The sequence below is a fragment of the Anabaena cylindrica UHCC 0172 genome (assembly GCF_034931625.1).
GTDB classification, from domain to species: Bacteria; Cyanobacteriota; Cyanobacteriia; order Cyanobacteriales; family Nostocaceae; genus Anabaena; species Anabaena cylindrica_A.
On the sequence record NZ_JAYGGY010000117.1, the window covers coordinates 13,592 to 31,632 of the forward strand.

Annotated in this window: 10 protein-coding genes; 4 read left to right on the plus strand and 6 right to left on the minus strand. The window is 44.8% G+C overall.

What is annotated here, in order from left to right:
- Window positions 1-61 precede the first annotated feature (61 nt).
- From VB713_RS25710 to rpsT, 5 genes are all read right to left on the minus strand, one after another.
- Window positions 62-4,222 carry a DNA-directed RNA polymerase subunit beta' gene (locus VB713_RS25710; RefSeq protein WP_416242483.1) on the minus strand — a complete coding sequence of 1,387 codons (4,161 nt, stop codon included), beginning with the start codon at window positions 4,220-4,222 and terminating at the stop codon, window positions 62-64.
- Between the two features lie 158 nt (window positions 4,223-4,380).
- Window positions 4,381-6,258, minus strand: a complete 1,878-nt coding sequence (locus tag VB713_RS25715) for a DNA-directed RNA polymerase subunit gamma (RefSeq protein WP_323314331.1) — start codon at window positions 6,256-6,258, stop codon at window positions 4,381-4,383.
- Between the two features lie 133 nt (window positions 6,259-6,391).
- The gene (gene rpoB, locus VB713_RS25720) at window positions 6,392-9,751 is read right to left on the minus strand and encodes a DNA-directed RNA polymerase subunit beta (protein ID WP_323314332.1); all 3,360 of its coding nucleotides are present in this window, start codon (window positions 9,749-9,751) and stop codon (window positions 6,392-6,394) included.
- Window positions 9,752-10,616: 865 nt separating this feature from the next.
- Window positions 10,617-11,402, minus strand: a complete 786-nt coding sequence (locus VB713_RS25725) for a TatD family hydrolase (protein ID WP_323314339.1) — start codon at window positions 11,400-11,402, stop codon at window positions 10,617-10,619.
- Window positions 11,403-11,486: 84 nt separating this feature from the next.
- A complete protein-coding gene (gene rpsT / locus VB713_RS25730; protein ID WP_323314333.1) occupies window positions 11,487-11,780 on the minus strand; it encodes a 30S ribosomal protein S20 in 294 nt (97 codons plus the stop codon).
- Window positions 11,781-12,196: 416 nt separating this feature from the next.
- Here rpsT and hisD point away from each other — a divergent pair, with 416 nt between their 5' ends.
- Together hisD and VB713_RS25740 are read left to right on the plus strand one after the other, a co-directional pair.
- Window positions 12,197-13,522, plus strand: coding sequence for a histidinol dehydrogenase (gene hisD, locus VB713_RS25735; RefSeq protein WP_323314334.1), 1,326 nt, complete (start codon window positions 12,197-12,199; stop codon window positions 13,520-13,522).
- A 175-nt stretch (window positions 13,523-13,697) separates the two neighbouring features.
- Window positions 13,698-14,126, plus strand: coding sequence for a universal stress protein (locus VB713_RS25740; RefSeq protein WP_323314335.1), 429 nt, complete (start codon window positions 13,698-13,700; stop codon window positions 14,124-14,126).
- 105 nt (window positions 14,127-14,231) lie between these two features.
- Here VB713_RS25740 and VB713_RS25745 read toward each other — a convergent pair whose 3' ends face one another.
- Window positions 14,232-14,618, minus strand: a complete 387-nt coding sequence (locus VB713_RS25745) for a hypothetical protein (RefSeq protein ID WP_323314336.1) — start codon at window positions 14,616-14,618, stop codon at window positions 14,232-14,234.
- Window positions 14,619-14,740: 122 nt separating this feature from the next.
- Here VB713_RS25745 and hslO point away from each other — a divergent pair, with 122 nt between their 5' ends.
- Together hslO and VB713_RS25755 are read left to right on the plus strand one after the other, a co-directional pair.
- Complete coding sequence (hslO, locus tag VB713_RS25750; protein WP_323314337.1) at window positions 14,741-15,646, plus strand: Hsp33 family molecular chaperone HslO; 906 nt, start codon at window positions 14,741-14,743, stop codon at window positions 15,644-15,646.
- Between the two features lie 154 nt (window positions 15,647-15,800).
- Window positions 15,801-17,897, plus strand: coding sequence for a chromosome segregation ATPase (locus VB713_RS25755; protein ID WP_323314338.1), 2,097 nt, complete (start codon window positions 15,801-15,803; stop codon window positions 17,895-17,897).
- Window positions 17,898-18,041 lie beyond the last annotated feature (144 nt).

Consider the following 18,041-nt stretch of genomic DNA (forward strand, 5'->3'; position numbering starts at 1 on the left):
TTCCAACTATTACCTTTTACCTTTAGTACGCTACAAACGTTACTAACGTAGGTAAACAGTTTTAGTCTTCTTCGTAATCATCATCCTCTTCTTCTTCGTAGTCGTCGTCTTCTTCTTCCTCTTCTACAAGGTCGGTGACTTCATCAGCAATCAAATCGTCATCATCATCCAAAATCGACTTTTCTGCCTTTCTTCCCCCATAGCTACCATCTCCCAAAGCAGGAGCATCTAGACTATAGAGCTTGGCAGTGCGGTCATCTAACACCATATCCAACGGGTCATCGACTTCATCTAAGACGCTATTACCCAAATCAGTTCCATAGTCTTCAACGATGGTAGTTTCTTCATAGGTGTTGTAACCAGTACCAGCAGGTATCAACCGCCCGATGATCACGTTTTCCTTCAATCCCCGCAGCCAATCAGACTTACCTTCAATAGCAGCTTCAGTTAAGACTCTGGTTGTTTCTTGGAAAGAAGCAGCAGAAATAAAGCTATCGGTGTTCAGAGATGCCTTGGTGATACCTAACAATACGGGTGTATATTGCGCCCTTGCACCGCCAGTAATTGCCATGGCTTCATTCACCTGTTCAACTTGGCGCAACTCAACCAACTCACCAGGCAACATGGTAGTATCCCCACCATCATCAATCCGCACCTTATTAGTCATTTGGCGGACAATCACCTCAATGTGTTTGTCAGCAATCTCAATGCCTTGAGACTGGTACACCATCTGCACTTCGTTGACCAAAAAGCTCTGTACCTTTTGCAGTGCATGACTAGCACAGGCATAGATGCCATCATCAGAACCAAGACTAAAGAAAATTTCTAAAATCTCATGGGGATTGGAAGGTCCATCAGTCAGGGGTTGACCTGCTAAGACCTGAACACCATCAGAAACCATTAAGTTTTGCCCAGGTCCCAGAGGATAGTCGGTGATAACGCCATTAGATTCAACAACCTTAATAGCGTAAGCTTCGCGAGATGTGGTTATGCTTTCATCCCCATCTCCATAAACCACCTTGACTTCTCCCGGACGACGACACAAAATACAGGCTTCTTTGGGTTTGCGAGCTTCTAGCAATTCTTCAATTCTGGGCAAACCTTGGATAATGTCTCCAGTTTTGGCTCTTTCAAAGACCAATAACACCAAGTTATCACCCCGTTGCACTAAATCCCCATCTTCTATTTGCAACACAGCACCAGGACTGACGCGATAGGGACGACCTACCCGCAGAGTCAGGGTATAAGTAGAAGGTGATAGTGAAGAGGAATCTTTGTCACCTGTCAAGAGTTCCTTGTCACCTGCGTTTATCTCTACTACTTGTCCAGATTCGGCTGCAAACACACCAGAGGCAATTTCTGTACCTTCGACCAACAAAGTACCTTTCTTGACTTTGGGGGCAGTTTTGGTAGTCATGGTGATCATGTCACTGTCGCGCAAGACTAGACAGCGACGCACGGCCTCTGCGCCTTTTCTCACGCCACGGACTATACCGCCCTCTTTACACAAAATCTGTGTTCGTGCGACCACAGCACCAGGGGCAATAGTTAAACCATCTTCTATTTCTAAGGTGGTTTGAGTGCTGCCTTGGGTGGCATCAGCCGCAATATCACGGCGAATTACCAACGATTCCAGAATTACCAACTGCAAGCGCTGAATTTCTGGGTTGTCTGCATCAGTCACTAGTTCAATGTCTGCTGCCAGAGGTGAGGCTGTGTGGTCTTGTTCGCCTTCTTGCTCAATTTCTAACACCAGTTGAGTCCGCAGCAGTTCTACCCCTTCTACAGATTTGACTCGCTCGGAATCTTTATAGGGTAGTCGTTGTACTGCTCGCAACTGAATTGAGCGGCCTGTTTGCTGACTAACTGAGGTGGTGGAAGGCAGGTCTGGGTTACTAGGAACGGCAAACTCTACTACCGGACGACTCAACAGAGCAGGGCCTTCTGGTGATTCTATATACTGAATGTACCGCAGTTCTGTGGCTACTGTGCCTTGGAATTCTTCCCCTGGTTGAATTAGGGTGTTGTCTCGCCCTAATACTGCTTCGGGGTCATCGACCATCAGCAGTTCACCTGGTTTAATCACCACTTCCCGCAAGATGTCGTTTTTCTGGGTGACTTCGATGACACCACTGGTTTGACAGAAAATGTCTTTGACTACTTCGGTGCCGGCTTCGACAAATTGCCCATCTTCGACTAACAACAAGGATATATCTTTGTTGACTTCGTGGGTTTCTTCAGGAATCCACAGCAGTGTGCCACCGGTGACTACTTCATAACCTAATTTGGCTTTGCCTTTTTTCTGCACTTCCACACCAGCAAACTTCAAGAAGCCTCCGGTGGTGGTGCGATAACGGTCATCTATTAACTCAGCGACTACTTGCCCATTCTGGACTTTTGTGCCTGGTGTAGCTCGGAGGTTAAAGACTTGAGCAGAAGAGGCAGGGGGGCGGGAAGCAGGGTGCAGGGGAGAATTATCCTCTTCATCTCCTGACTCCTGACTCCTAACTCCTGACTCCTTTCCTGTATGCACTAGGTAGTTGTTGCGTCCTTGGAAACTCTGGACTGTCACTGTGGCTTGGTCTAATACCACAGAGGCGGTGATGATTTCGATTTCTCTGGTGGCTTTGCCGGGAACTGCTTCTGGCAACCGCACTACCCCACCATGCACGGAGGTTAATTTGGTTTCTGCTAATACACCATTGGAGGCGATCGCATCACCGTTGTTAACTACTAGTTCTGCTCCTGGTGGCAAGTTATAAACTTCGCCAGAAAGAATCCAAATTAATCCCCCTCTTGATGCTGTGGTGGTGGTGTTGCCTTGTCTATCGGTTTTTTGTTCAGAAACAACATCGGCAAACTGCACCTCTCCCGCTAGGTCAGAGGCTACATCTTTAACGGCTTTTTCTGTATTGGTACGGGTGGTTCTGCCTCCCAGGGCTACTTCTGCCAACAGTTGGGCAGCTTTGACCTGTTGACCAGGCACAATATACAGTGTTGAACCTTGGGTGATCTGAATTTCTTGGTTCTCGGCTTCACCCTTGGCTTCTAAGGTTAAGGTGCCATTGGTTTCGGCATAGAGTGCGTCTTCACCGTGGCGGGTGCGATAGGGACGGGTTTTGAGTTTGCGGGATATTTTGACTGTACCGTCGATTTTGGATCTCACCTGTTGGGCGACTTCCCCGGTGAATACACCCCCGGTGTGGAAAGTCCGCATGGTCAACTGGGTTCCTGGTTCACCGATACTCTGGGCAGCAATAATCCCCACAGCTTCTCCCAGGTCCACCATTTTGGCATGGGCTAAACTCCAGCCATAACAGTGTTGACACACAGAACGGGCAGCTTCGCAGGTGAGGGGCGATCGCACTATAACTTCTTTAACGTCAGCTTTTTGAATTTCTACTGCTAGGTCATCAGATATAGGTGTGTTGCGAGTAGCAATAACTTCTCCCGTGGTGGGGTGAATTATGTCTTCTCCTACTACCCTGCCCATTAAGCGGTTGCCGATGGGAATTAAAATTTTAGCGCCTTCGGTCATATCCCGCACCGGAATACCCCTGGTGGTGCCGCAGTCAAATTCCCGAATAATTACATCTTGAGATACGTCTACTAATCGTCGGGTGAGATAACCAGAGTCGGCGGTGCGGAGGGCAGTATCTACTAACCCTTTTCTGGCTCCATAAGAAGAAATAATATATTCTGTAACTGTTAGCCCTTCTCGGAAGTTGGTTTTGATGGGCAAGTCAATAATTTCCCCTTGGGGATCTGCCATTAGTCCCCGCATACCTACTAGCTGCCGGACTTGGGAGATGTTACCCCGCGCTCCCGAAAAGGCCATCATATAGACGGAGTTGAGGGGGTTGGTTTTTTTGAAGTGTGTCACCACCTCGTCCTTGAGACTTTCGCTGGTGCTGTTCCAGGTATCAATTACCTTTTGGAATCGTTCAACTTCGGTGATTTCCCCCCGTTTGAATCGGGCTTCGGTGCTGAGAATTTCTTCTTCTGCTGCTTCTAAGAGCGATCGCTTGGAAGGTGGAACCATCAAGTCATCAACGCTAATAGATACCCCGGCTTTGGTGGCATAGCGGAATCCTAGCTCTTTTAATTTATCCGCCATTACCGCTGTCCGCGCTGTCCCATGATGGGTAAACGCCCAAGAAATCAAGTTTCTCAGTTGACCTTTGTTGACGACAACGTTGCGAAAAATCATTTTTTCAGTCATTAGTCTCTCCATTATTGAGTACCGAGTACCGAGTACTGAGTGCTGAGTGATGAGTGCTGAGTACCGGGTGATAAGTAATGAGTGAAAATCTCTGTAGAGACGTTATATATAACTTTTCTACTACTAGTTACTCTTTACTCGGTACTCGGTACTCTTTTCTAGCTTGCTAAAGCTTCCTGAATAGCGTTGTTATAAATCACTCGACCAGCAGTAGTGTAGATATACTGAGAAAGTAAATTTCCTTCGGCATCTTGGCGGACACGGCGGAATTTATACAGCAACGTCCGAGTACCATCTTCGTTGACTACGATTTCTAATGGCTCAGTATCTGGAACGCTTGTTTCCATCTCTCCATCAAACCGCACATAAATATACGAATGCAGTGCAATCTGATCTTGCTGGTAAGCCATAATCACATCCTCAAGAGAGGCAAAAAATCCACCAGCCCCTTTAGTTGCAGCAGGATTTTCTGCTGTCAGGTAATATGCCCCCAGTACCATGTCTTGGCTAGGGGTAACAATTGGTTTACCTGTTGCTGGGGAAAGAATATTGTTAGAAGCCAACATCAACAGCCGTGCTTCTGCTTGACTTTCGAGAGATAGAGGTACGTGTACCGCCATTTGGTCGCCGTCAAAGTCAGCGTTAAAAGCCGGACATACCAGAGGATGGAGTTGAATTGCTCTACCTTCTACTAAAATAGGTTCAAAAGCCTGAATCCCCAAGCGGTGCAGTGTGGGAGCGCGGTTTAACATCACCGGATGCCCTTCAATCACCTCTTCCAACACATCCCACACACTAGGGTCATTGCGAGAAATCAATTTTTTGGCAGCCTTAATGTTATTCACCATGCCCGAACGAATCAAGCGGTTAATCACAAAAGGCTGAAATAGCTCAATGGCCATCTCTCTAGGTAAGCCACACTGGTGAATCTTCAGCTTTGGCCCCACCACAATTACCGAACGTCCTGAATAGTCAACCCGTTTACCTAACAGGTTTTGCCGGAAACGTCCTTGCTTCCCTTCAATAATGTCCGATAAAGACTTCAGCGGGCGGTTATTAGCTCCCACCACAGTCCGTCCCCGGCGACCATTATCAATTAAGGCATCCACTGCTTCTTGCAGCATCCGTTTTTCGTTACGGACAATAATTTCTGGTGCTAAAATTTCTTGGAGTCTAGCTAAACGGTTATTGCGATTAATGACCCGACGGTATAAATCATTTAAATCGCTGGTAGCAAATCTACCCCCATCTAGCTGTACCATAGGGCGCAAATCTGGAGGAATGACGGGAATCACAGCCATTACCATCCATTCTGGTTTAGAACCGGTGGCAATAAAGTTATCAATCACCCGCAGCCGTTTAATCAGCTTGGCTCGTTTTTGACCTTTAGCGTTGCCAATTTCTTCTCGGAGATTTTCCGCTTCTTGCTCTAAATTGATATCTGCCAGCAACCGTAGCAGCGCCTCTGCCCCAATACCTACCTCTACTCCCACCAATAGGGAGTCTTCGCTATAGATAGCGTCTTCAATTTCTAGCCACTGGTCTTCACTCAACAATTGTTTGTAAGTGAGGGTATCGGCATTACCAGGAGCTAAAACAACATAAGAGTTGAAATAAACAATTTGTTCTACATCCCGCAGCGGCATATCTAACAAAATAGCAATGTAGCTGGGGATGCCCTTGAGATACCAAACGTGGGCAACAGGGGCAGCTAACTTAATAAAGCCCATGCGGTGTCGTCGCACCCGTGACTCTGTTACCTCTACACCGCAGCGCTCACAGACAATGCCTCTATGACGCACCCGTTTATATTTTCCACAATGGCATTCCCAGTCCTTAGCCGGGCCAAAGATGCGTTCGCAGAATAAACCATCCATCTCTGGCTTCAGAGTCCGGTAGTTGATAGTCTCCGGCTTGGTGACTTCACCAACTACCTGGCCATTAGGCAAAGTCCGCTCTCCCCACTGACGAATACGTTCAGGAGAAGCTAGTCCGATTTTTACGTAATCAAACTGATTAGATTGGGCAGGTCTCATAACAATAGGTGACAGGTGATAGGGAACAGGTGACAGTAAAGAGGGAGCAGGGGGGCAGGGAGCAGGGAGCAGGGGAGAATTATCTATTTACTTCTTCTCTGTCACCTGTCACCTGTCACCTGTTCCCTTCTTCCTACTCTTCTTCTTCCAAGGACTCACGAGAAAGTGACTCATAGGTGGGTCGTGGTGGAGTGCGACGGGTGGCTTGGTCTGCCATTAAATCGACTTCTACATCTAAGGAACTGCCATCTGCTTGGGTTTCTACTTTGTGGACAGCAATATCTAGTCCCAAAGATTGCAACTCGCGCATCAACACCTTGAAGGATTCTGGAGTTCCCGGACGGGGAATGGCTTTGCCTTTAACGATCGCATTGAGGGCTTCGTTTCTACCTTGCATATCGTCAGATTTAACTGTTAACAATTCCTGCAAGGTGTAAGCTGCACCAAATGCCTCCAGCGCCCACACTTCCATTTCTCCGAATCTTTGACCACCTTGTTGAGCTTTACCACCCAAGGGTTGTTGTGTCACCAAAGAGTAAGGTCCAGTTGAACGAGCGTGGATTTTGTCATCGACTAAATGCACCAGTTTGAGCATATAAGCCACACCAATGGTAATTGGGCGGTCAAATGGTTCTCCTGTGCGTCCGTCATAGACCATGATTTTGCCCGGATCATCGGGGTTATATACCCAATTTTTCCCGGTTTCGTCTCTGGCTTCTTGGAGTTTGCCGTGAACAATGCGGCGAGAAGACTCTTCCCCATACATTTCGTCAAAGGGAGTAATTTTGAATCGCACTCCCAAGTTTTGACCTGCCCAACCCAACAAGCACTCAAACACCTGACCGACATTCATCCGGCTAGGTACACCCAAGGGGTTGAGGACTATATCAACTGGAGAACCATCAGGTAAGTAAGGCATATCTTCAGCAGGTAAAATCCGGGAAATAATCCCTTTATTCCCGTGTCTACCTGCCATTTTGTCGCCAACTTGGATTTTACGTTTTTGGGCGACATACACCCGCACCACCATGTTTGCCCCTGGTGGCAGTTCATCACCTTGTTCTCTGGTGAACAGCCGCACATCAACCACGCGCCCTTTTTCACCGTTGGGAACTCGCAGGGAGTTATCGCGCACGTCGCGGGCTTTTTCACCGAAGATCGCCCGTAGCAGTTTTTCTTCTGGTGGTTGGTCAGATTCTCCTTTAGGGGTAACTTTACCAACTAAGATATCCCCAGCTTCTACCCAAGCCCCAATGCGGATAATACCCTGTTCATCTAGTTGTCTGAGGGCATCTTCGCCGACGTTGGGAATTTCTCTGGTGATTTCTTCTGGGCCAAGTTTGGTTTGTCTGGCCTCGATTTCATATTTTTCAATGTGAATTGAGGTGTAGATATCATCCTGTACCAAACGCTCAGAAATCAAAATCGCATCTTCGTAGTTGTAGCCTTCCCACGGCATATAAGCTACGACGATGTTCTGTCCTAGTGCTAACTCTCCCCCTTCAGTGGAAGAACCATCTGCTAATACTTGTCCGGCTACTACTTTTTCGCCAATGCGGACTAGTGGCTTTTGATTCAGGCAGGTATCTTGGTTAGAGCGTTGATATTTGGAAAGAACGTATCTGATTTCTTGGGGTTTGGAAGTTGCCGACTCTTTCCCAAAAAGTGACTGGGTAAGGGCTTTGTCTGTTGTGGAGTTTTCTCTAATTCTGACGCGAATTTCTGCCGCATCTACATACACAACATCCCCATCAGTCCGAGAAACTATCACCATCCCGGAGTCTCTAGCACCTTGGGCTTCTAAGCCTGTGCCAACTAAGGGACGTTCTGGTTTGAGTAGGGGGACTGCTTGGCGTTGCATATTGGAACCCATCAGGGCCCGGTTAGCATCGTCATGTTCCAAAAAGGGAATCATGCTCGTAGCCACAGATACAATCTGAACTGGGGATACTGCTACATAATCTACTTGTTCTGGTGTGGTTGTCGCCCAGTCTTGCCGATAGCGGACTGGAACCTGTGGCCCTTTGATATAACCATTCTCATCTACGGGAATATCACCAGTCGCCGTCCGCAGGTCGTCTTCTTCATCGGCGGTCATGTACACTGGTTGCACATCAAACCGCACTTTGCCATTCTCTACTGGTCTAAAAGGAGTTTCTAAAAATCCGTATAAGTTAACACGGGCATGGGTTGCCAAAGAGCCAATTAGCCCGGCATTGGGGCCTTCTGGAGTTTCGATGGGGCAGATGCGTCCGTAGTGACTGGGGTGGATATCTCGCACAGCAAAGCCTGCTCGTTCCCTTGTCAGACCACCTGGACCTAAGGCACTCAAACGGCGTTTGTGGGTCAATTCTGCCAGAGGATTGGTTTGATCCATGAACTGACTTAGTTGGCTGGAACCAAAGAATTCTTTGATTGCTGCTACTAGTGGTTTGGGGTTAACCAATGATGCTGGTGTCAAAACTTCAGCATCGGAGACGGTCATCCGTTCCCGGATAATTCTTTCTAGGCGGTTTAATCCGACTCTAACTTGGTTTTGCAGTAGTTCACCAACACTTCTGACCCGGCGATTTCCGAGGTGGTCGATGTCGTCAATATTACCAATATCATATTCTAGGTTGATAAGGTAATCTACGGCGGCGAGGATGTCTCCAGCCGTGAGTACACGCATGGTGTCAGGGACTGAAAGGCGTAATTTTTTGTTAAGTTTATAACGTCCGACACGACCCAAATCATACCGTTTGGGGTCGAAAAAGCGGGAGTCTAATAGTTGTTGTCCACCTAAAACTGTGGGTGGTTCACCTGGACGTAGTTTGCGGTACAACTCCATCAGGGCTTCTTCTTCAGAAAATTGCCCTTCTTTTTCGATGGTTTTTTGGAAGTATTCTGGGTGGCGGAGGGCATCAAAGATTTCGTTATCTGATAACCCTAGGGCTTTGAGAAGTACCTGGGCTGAGAGTTTGCGGGTTTTGTCGATGCGTACCCAAACTAAGTCGTTACGGTCTGTTTCAAATTTCAGCCATGCTCCCCGGTTAGGTATTAAGCTGGCAGAATAAGTACGTCTCCCGTTTTTATCAATTTCTGATTTGTAGTAAACTCCAGGCGATCGCACTATTTGGTTGACGATAACCCGTTCGGCTCCGTTAATAATAAACGTACCGCGATCGGTCATTAACGGCAAATCACCTATAAATACTTCTTGTTCTTTAATATCCCCTGTCTCTTTATTTAAAAGACGTGTGGGTACATACATCTGCACGGCATAGGTGCTATCCCGCCGTTTGGATTCTTCAACGCTGTATTTAGGTTCTTTGAGTTTGTAGTTATGACCTAAAAAGTGCAGCTCTAGTTTGCCGGTATAGTCTGTAATTGGACTAAAGGAGTTCAACTCTTCTATTAGCCCTTCTTCTAAAAACCAGCGAAAGCTTGAACGCTGGATTTCAATTAAGTCGGGTAACAGAAAGGCGGGTTCCATATATGTTTCGTTAGTCATGCCTCTACCTTTGTCAACCTGGTTAAACTTGCTTTTGAATACTGCGGTAATGTTACTAACCCTAGTGTCAGTGTATGCAATCTGCGGGGGAACTCCTCCTGATACAACCTGCTGTTAACAGGTCAAAAGTTTTCCGCAGCAATTAAATCTGGAATAAGCGCTTTTGACAAGGGGGTAATCGCCCTTGTGGAGAAGCAAGGTTTGCTAAAATCCAGCTAGGGTATTTACTCAACCAGAACGGATTGTTGATGTCTTGCTGAGTTTTATTTTTTTTCCTCACTTCGCCTCCAAAACTGCGCCTTCATTAATCTATCCACATCCACACTGTTGTATCTTTAAAAGAATTTATCTATACTCACAGTGAGATCCCAAAATTGAAGAATCCGCGAGAGTCGGCTCTGAATCAGGATGGATTTATGTTGCTGAATTTTAGTCACAAGGCACTTTATGTTTAACAATTTTCTATAGGTTCAATTCACACCAGATCCGCTGTTGTCCAAAAGTCCATATCAACCTAGTCTGCCAGGATTTGTTATCTATTGAGAGCATCTGCTTGTAGAGATAGTTTTAGATGTCCGTGAAATTTTGGTTTTTATATTCACAAATCCCTAATCAGCACAGTATAGATTTTATACCCGCCTGAAATTAAGTGGCTTTCAGAAGTTATAAATTCCTTCCTTTATCATTATTATGGCGCAAGTAAAATGTTTTGGAGGGAATAATATTAGCACACTTTTGTCCTCCTAGAGTCTTATTTTTTTAATTTAATACAATTGATCAAGGCAGTGATCTCAAAAGCAGGTAAAAAAGTGCTTTCTTTGATGGTTAGCCAGATCATGGTAATTTCACCTTGATGTTTTGCCCTTTATAATGCCAGTCCAAATAATTTGCAAGCATTTTGGGTGGTTTGATGGGCTATGGCTTCTATTGTTTCCCCCCGCAACTGGGCTAATTTTTCTGCTACATAAAGGACATAGGCAGGTTCATTGCGTTTTTCTCCTCGTTTGGGTACGGGAGCTAGGAAGGGGCAATCTGTTTCAATTAGTAGGCGATCGCTATTTACTATAGCAGCTGATGCTTGTATAGTTTGCGCGTTTTTGAAAGTTACTGTCCCACTAAAACTAATGTAGAAGCCTAAGTCAAGAAACCATTGGGTTTCTTCTGGTGTTCCACCCCAACAATGCATGACACCCCGTGCTTTTTCTCCTTGACTCTCTCGCCATTTTTGCAAGACTGATCTTACCTCTGGTGCAGCATCACGACAATGGATGATCACTGGTAGATTCAGTTCAGATGCGATCGCTAATTGAGACTCAAATACTATGTGCTGGTTGTCATAGTCTTGGGCTTTATAAAAATCCAACCCCATTTCCCCAATCGCTACTACTTTGGCATCAGAACTAGCTAGAGCTTTTATTTTCTCGGCTGTATTATGATCCCATTTAGCAGCATCTAGAGGATGTAAGCCAACGGCAAAACTGATCTCAGGAAATTCGTGGGCTAGGGCTTGAATGCTGGCAAATTCTTCTGGGTGAACGCAGGAATGCACCAAACGCACTACTCCTGATTTTTGCCAATGCGATCGCACTGTTGCTAAATCTGGCTGAAATAGGTCAAAGTTGAGATGGACATGAGTATCTATTAGCTGCATGGGTTGCTCAAGAGTCATTGATGGGAATTTATTAGGTCATTAATCTATTAGCTTTAAAACTAATGACTAATGACTAAATGACTACTATGCAGTTTGAGTCAGTGGTTTGAGTTTATGCGCTAATCTTGATTTTTTCCTAGCTCCGTTGTTGGGATGTAACACCCCACGCTTCACCGCTTTATCAATTTTGCTGTAAACCTCTGACATCTGAGTATCTACTGCTTGTTTTGATTCTGGAGTAGGAGCAGCTTTATAGGCTTCAACAGCACTAATGTACTTCTTCATCAGCGTTTTTACGGCTGACTTGTATGCTTTATTACGCAGTCGGTTGCGTTCTCCAATTTGGGCACGCTTGAGAGCAGATTTTGTATTCGCCACAGTCAATTCCAAAAAAACTATTAATTAATATTTACACACACTACTAGACTTACTAATATAGCATCCAAATTGCCAATGTTATAATTTCTGCAAAAAATAAGTTGCAGAAAACAGGCAATTAGGGAACAGGAGAAAAAGAATTAGGACCCAGTCGTCTGCTATCACCCCTGTTATATTGGGAAATTATATTGGGAAATCCCTATGGTCAGGATATGTTTTCCCATGGGAAAATAGGTTAAGATAGAGTACTAAAATTAATAACCCCAGGGAAAAAAGGAAACGGCAATCCTGGGAGTATCAAAAAAATCCAGGTTAAGCTAGAGAAGAGAGTTAGGGAAAGCTTGATCTCCTAGGGAGTAAAAAGCAAAACTAATTCTCAAGCGGGAACATTCTAATTTTGGCATTGTCCTTATTCCATGCTGCGAATTATTACTCAGCAGGCAGACGTTAGAGCCGAACTACAACGTATCTGCGAGCGTCTCCAACGCGCCGAAGGCGAACGCACCCAGGATGAACAACTGTTTCACAAAGAAGCAACCGTCAGGGAAGTACTGCAAGCAGTAAAACGCCAAGGCGATAAAGCTGTATTGCATTACACATCCGAATTTGACCACTTAACCTTGCAACCAGAAGAACTGCGGGTGACAGGCTCAGAACTGGATGCAGCTTACCAACAGGTATCAAAGGATTTGTTGGCAGCAATTCAGTTGGCTTGTCGCCAAATTGAAGAGTTTCACAGACAACGAGTCCCAAAAAGCTGGGTACACTTTGGCGAGGATGAAATAGTACTTGGTAAACGTTATACGCCCGTAGATCGTGCGGGTATATACGTACCAGGTGGTCGCGCCTCCTATCCCAGTACCGTGCTGATGAATGCTATTCCAGCCAAAGTTGCAGGTGTACCTCGTGTAGTGATGGTAACACCAGCACGAGGAGAAAAAACAGTTAATTCAGCTGTTTTAGTAGCTGCACAAGAAGCAGGAGTACAGGAAATTTATCGCATTGGCGGCGCTCAAGCGATCGCAGCTTTAGCCTACGGTACAGAAACGATTCCGAAGGTGGATATGATTACCGGACCTGGTAACATCTATGTCACCTTAGCCAAAAAATTAGTTTATGGAACAGTGGGTATTGATTCATTGGCAGGCCCCAGCGAAGTGCTGATTATTGCCGATGAAACAGCGAATCCTGCACACGTAGCAGCAGATTTGTTAGCCCAAGCGGAACATGATCCAATGGCGGCGGCGATTTTGTTGACAACAGATGCTGGTTTAGCGAAAAAAGTCCAATTAGCTGTAGATAGACAATTGGTAGATCACCCACGCCGGATAGACACAGAAAAAGCGATCGCTCATTACGGCTTAATTGTCGTTGTCGAATCTCTCACCGCAGCAGCAGAACTCTCAAATGAATTTGCTCCTGAACACCTGGAATTAGAAATTAGAGATCCTTGGGCTTTAATTTCTCAGATTCGCCATGCTGGAGCTATTTTCCTGGGTTATTCAACACCAGAAGCTGTCGGTGATTATTTAGCAGGGCCTAACCATACCTTACCAACTTCCGGTGCAGCCCGTTATGCTTCTGCCTTAGGTGTTGAAACTTTTCTCAAACACTCCAGTATTATTCAATACTCACCAACTGCACTGCATAAAGTAGCTGGGGCAATTGACGCATTAGCAAACGCTGAAGGTTTACCTTCCCACGCTGATTCAGTAAGACGGCGAGTTGAGGAAAATGAGTAATTTAGAATGCATAACCTTTACTGAATACGGTTGACACAAGTTACTCCTTAGTTGACGATAATAGGTTTATGAATTTAATAAACTAAAGATTACATTTGGGAAATTATTGGTGTTAACACCAATAATTATCCCTATGTGACTATTTAAGGGGTCTACTTTTGAGGAGACAAAAGCGGTGTTAAAAACTATTTTAGTAGCTCTGGATGGCTCGGAAATTGCCGAACGAGTAATTCAGGCTTTAGGTGATTTGGTTTTGTCATCAAACACCAAAGTCATTCTTTGTCATGTATTTCCTACACCAGAGTCAGAAATAGAGTTACCCGCTGATCGTCCTCACCCTGAGTCACCCAAATTTTCTTATTTCCAGATTGAAAAGCAACTGCAATCATATCAAGAAAAATTGTTATTTGAAAGTGAATTAGAACTAGTAACTGGTGATCCTGCTGACGAAATTGTGCGACTAGCCAATATTTACAAAGCCGACTTAGTGGTGATTGGTAGTCGTGGATTAACGGGGATGAAGAGAATTGTCCAGGGTTCTGTTAGTACTCAAGTCATGGAAGAAGCTAATTGTTCTGTATTGGTAGTGAAACCGGTTAAATAATTCGTATATTGTCAAGTCTGAGCAGAGCCTTTTAGAATTCATTCCCATACAGAGTAAGGGAATGAGAAAGCTAAATTCCTACTATTGGGTGGAATATTTATAGATTTACACTTTCTGAGTTACCAAAAACTGACGTAAATTCAGCAAACTCAGAGTTTGAGCCAACTTAACAGGCAAAATTGATACACCTTCTAAACGAGACTGTACCCAACCTTCTCCCCAATACCATTCATGAAAGCCATCAATACCGTTGCTGAGTAACAAGCGCAGACAATTAGGTTTGACGACATCGACTTGATGATGTATTTGGACTGGCCCAGTGGAAGTAGTAAACTGAAATCCGGTTTGCAGTTCTTCTGGCATTCCGGGTGAAAAACTTTGTCCTAAGAGCCATTTTTCTAGCTGTGCTGGACGCAATAGACTATCGTGAATGGCAGTGGCTGAAGCTTCTATTTCGATTCGCAATTGGCTTTGTTGAAAAGTGCCTAGCATGGTGATTGGTAATTGGTAATTGGTAATATTCCCCCATCTTTCCCAGTCGCCAGTCCCTAGTCCCCAGTCCCCAGAGAACTTACAATAGAAAAGTCATTTTGTTAAGAATTGTAAGGATTTTCATGGCGGATCAATTAATTCGGGCGACAGCAGCGGATGGGGGTATTCGGGCGGTTGGTGTGATTACCACACGCTTAACTGAGGAAGCACGAGTGCGTCATAAGCTTTCTTATGTGGCTACAGCCGCACTAGGAAGAACTATGTCAGCAGGATTGTTAATGGCTTCTAGTATGAAGCGTGTTGGGTCTAGGGTCAATGTGCGAGTCAAGGGCGATGGGCCTATCGGTGGTATATTAGTAGATGCAGGCTTGGATGGCACGGTACGGGGTTATGTACAGAACCCATCAGTGGAATTGCCTCCTAATGCTAAAGGTAAACTAGATGTTGGTGGTGCAGTAGGTAGTGGCTACTTGTATGTTGTTAGGGATATTGGCTATGGTTATCCCTACTCTAGTACAGTTGAACTTGTTTCTGGGGAAATTGGTGATGATGTCGCCCATTACCTCGTAAATTCGGAACAAACACCTTCAGCTTTGGTTTTAGGTGTATTCGTGGGTTCCGGTGGCGTTACAGCTTCTGGAGGGATACTATTACAAGTGTTACCCAAAGCTGCGAGAGATGAAGCCTTAGTTGCTACTTTGGAATCAAGGGTATCTGCATTATCAGGGTTTACGCCATTATTGCAAGCTGGGAAGACGCTGACGGAAATTTTTAGTGATTTGCTAGGAGATATGGGGCTGACAATTTTTCCTGAAAGTCAGATGTTGCGCTTCCACTGTCGTTGTTCCTTTGATCGGGTGTTAGGAGCATTAAAAATGCTCGGAGAAGCAGAACTGCAAGATATGATTATTAAAGATAATGGCGCAGAAGCAACTTGTGATTTTTGTGGCAGAGTTTATCAAGCCAGTAGTGATAATCTAGCGAAACTAATTGTTGATTTGCAGACGGAAGCTTCTGTTGAGGAATAAGTATAAAAAACTACGAAATTCATTAATCGCAAATGGTATCTGTGGAGATAGAACAGGAAAAAATAGCTTTTTAATGATGAGAAAGAAAGTTAGTATGGCAAAAATGGAATTATCAGTCTGACGCGGACTGCTATTCAATTACTTTGGGTGAGAGATGACAGAACGGGATATTTCAGACAGTTGGTCTCCAGCCAGAGCAGAAAAGCCAGATAAAACAACAAGATTATCCCGAACTGGAGAAGTCGGGACTACTGAAACATCTGGTGTCCCAGCTACTGGTTCTAACTATAAATCAGTGAAGCAGCAACAAGACAACAATACAGAAGGATTACCTATAGATAATCATTCAGAGCGAAATTTTAAGCTCGGTTATATTACTGAGAGAATACCACGCTGGATGAAAAGTTGGGTGCTGTGGTCAATATTATTAACGTTGATTCCCAGCACTATAGGATTTATATCAATGTCGATGCTGCTTAAATTACCATCAGCACCGAATTGCCCAGAAATTTTTTGGCCTTTGGCTAGTGCTTCAGTAAGGTTGCACTGCGCTCAGTTGGCGGCTTCTAAGCAGACTATAAAAGATTTATTGCAAGCGATCGCACTTGTGAGGGAATTGCCAAAAAATCACCCCCTCAGAGGACAAATTAATGGTTTGTTGGAGGGGTGGTCACAGGATATTTTACAGTTAGCTGATCAGAGTTTTCAAGCTGGGAATTTAGAAGAAGCGATCGCAACTGCTCGCCAAATTCCTGAAGACTTAGAAGTACGTAAACTAGTAGAAGAACAAATTGGCAAGTGGCAGTCGATCTGGTCAAAAGCAGAAGAGATTTACCAAAAATCGGAAAAAGAACTGCGGGAAAGGAATTGGCAATCAGCTTTTATGCTGTCATCTAAACTCCTACGCGTCAACAATAAATATTGGTCTACTACCAAATACGACCAATTAAATCGCATCATTGTGACAGCGCGAGAAGATGGCGATAAGCTATCTAAAGCTGAAAATATAGTAAAAAGTCGCTCCGTAGATCAACTACTTGAGGCTATTAAGCTCGCTGAGTCGATTAAATCAGACAGCTATTTGTATCAAAAAGCTCAGGAGTTAATTCCTGAGTTTGGGCGCAAGATGCTGCAATTGGCACAAGCCAAAATGGATAGACGGGATGCTGATACAGCATTAGAAATTGTCAGACAAATTCCGCCAATTACTTCATTACAAGCAGAAATAGATGATTTTGTGGTTTTGGGTGAAGCGCAAAGGAATGCTTGGGTAGGTACTGTTGCTGGTTTAGAGGCAGCTATTTATCAAGCCCAACAAATTGATGCTTCTAGGGAAGTATATGGTAAAGCTCAACAACTGATTGCTCGTTGGCAATTAGAGATTGAAGATGTTGCTCGTTTGGAAAAAGCGCGAAATTTAGCTAGTCAAGGCACAATTAACGATTTAACGGCAGCAATCTCCGAAGTGCAGCTTATCCCTGATAATAACCCCCGCTCTCAAGAAGCACGGCAAGAAATGGGACGTTGGCGTAGCAAAGTAGAGTCTATTGAAGACCAACCTTATTTGGATCGTGCTGAACAGATAGCTCTATTGGAGGATATTAACTCATTACAAGCTGCGATCGCAGAGGCAGGTCAAATCCGATCTGGTCGTTCCTTATATCCAGACGCACGGAAAAAAATCAGCACTTGGACAGCTAAAATTCAGCGAATTCAAGATCAACCTTATCTAGATCAAGCACGCATCATCGCTGATAGTGGTGATTTAACTGCTGCTGTGAGGGAAGCTCAAAAAATTGCCTCATCAGGACGAGCGCTGGCAGGAGAAGCACAAACAGCCATTGATAGTTGGCAAGAGCAAATCCGGGCTAGAGAAAATTGGAAGAAAGCCAGAGAAGTAGCTATTACTGGCACACCAGAAGCTTTATCTGAGGCGATTAAGTTAGCTAATCGAGTATCAAATCGTAACGTCTTACGTATGGATGCGAACGTGGCTATTGATCAATGGAGTCAACAGTTATTACAAATGGCGCGTTCTCAAAGTGAGTTTGATGTTGCTAGAAGTATCGAGACTGCTAGGTTGATTCCACAGGGTAGTTCTGCTTACAGAGATGCCCAACAACAAATTAGGACTTGGCGACAATTTATTCTTCCTAAGTCATCACCTCAGCCATCACCTCAGTCATCACCTGAGCCTTTATTACCTGAACCCGAAGAGTCACTGCCATCACCGATTAGCGATGGGTTGTAATCGGTAATTGGAAATTGGAAATTGGAAATGGGGGGACTGTGTAAAATCAGCCCCTTTTTTGTTTAAAATTAATCATTGTCGTGCCAATTTAACTGGAGTTTAGACTAAGGCACGACAAAATGACCCAGAAGGACTGAGTTTACA

Excerpts from the sequence above, each read along its gene's own strand:
- VB713_RS25710 (WP_416242483.1), bottom strand. The coding sequence starts at position 4,222 with ATGACTGAAAAAATGATTTTTCGCAACGTTGTCGTCAACAAAGGTCAA.
- VB713_RS25715 (WP_323314331.1), bottom strand. The coding sequence starts at position 6,258 with ATGAGACCTGCCCAATCTAATCAGTTTGATTACGTAAAAATCGGACTA.
- VB713_RS25755 (WP_323314338.1), top strand. The coding sequence starts at position 15,801 with ATGACAGAACGGGATATTTCAGACAGTTGGTCTCCAGCCAGAGCAGAA.
- VB713_RS25745 (WP_323314336.1), bottom strand. The coding sequence starts at position 14,618 with ATGCTAGGCACTTTTCAACAAAGCCAATTGCGAATCGAAATAGAAGCT.
- hisD (WP_323314334.1), top strand. The coding sequence starts at position 12,197 with ATGCTGCGAATTATTACTCAGCAGGCAGACGTTAGAGCCGAACTACAA.
- hslO (WP_323314337.1), top strand. The coding sequence starts at position 14,741 with ATGGCGGATCAATTAATTCGGGCGACAGCAGCGGATGGGGGTATTCGG.
- rpoB (WP_323314332.1), bottom strand. The coding sequence starts at position 9,751 with ATGACTAACGAAACATATATGGAACCCGCCTTTCTGTTACCCGACTTA.
- VB713_RS25725 (WP_323314339.1), bottom strand. The coding sequence starts at position 11,402 with ATGCAGCTAATAGATACTCATGTCCATCTCAACTTTGACCTATTTCAG.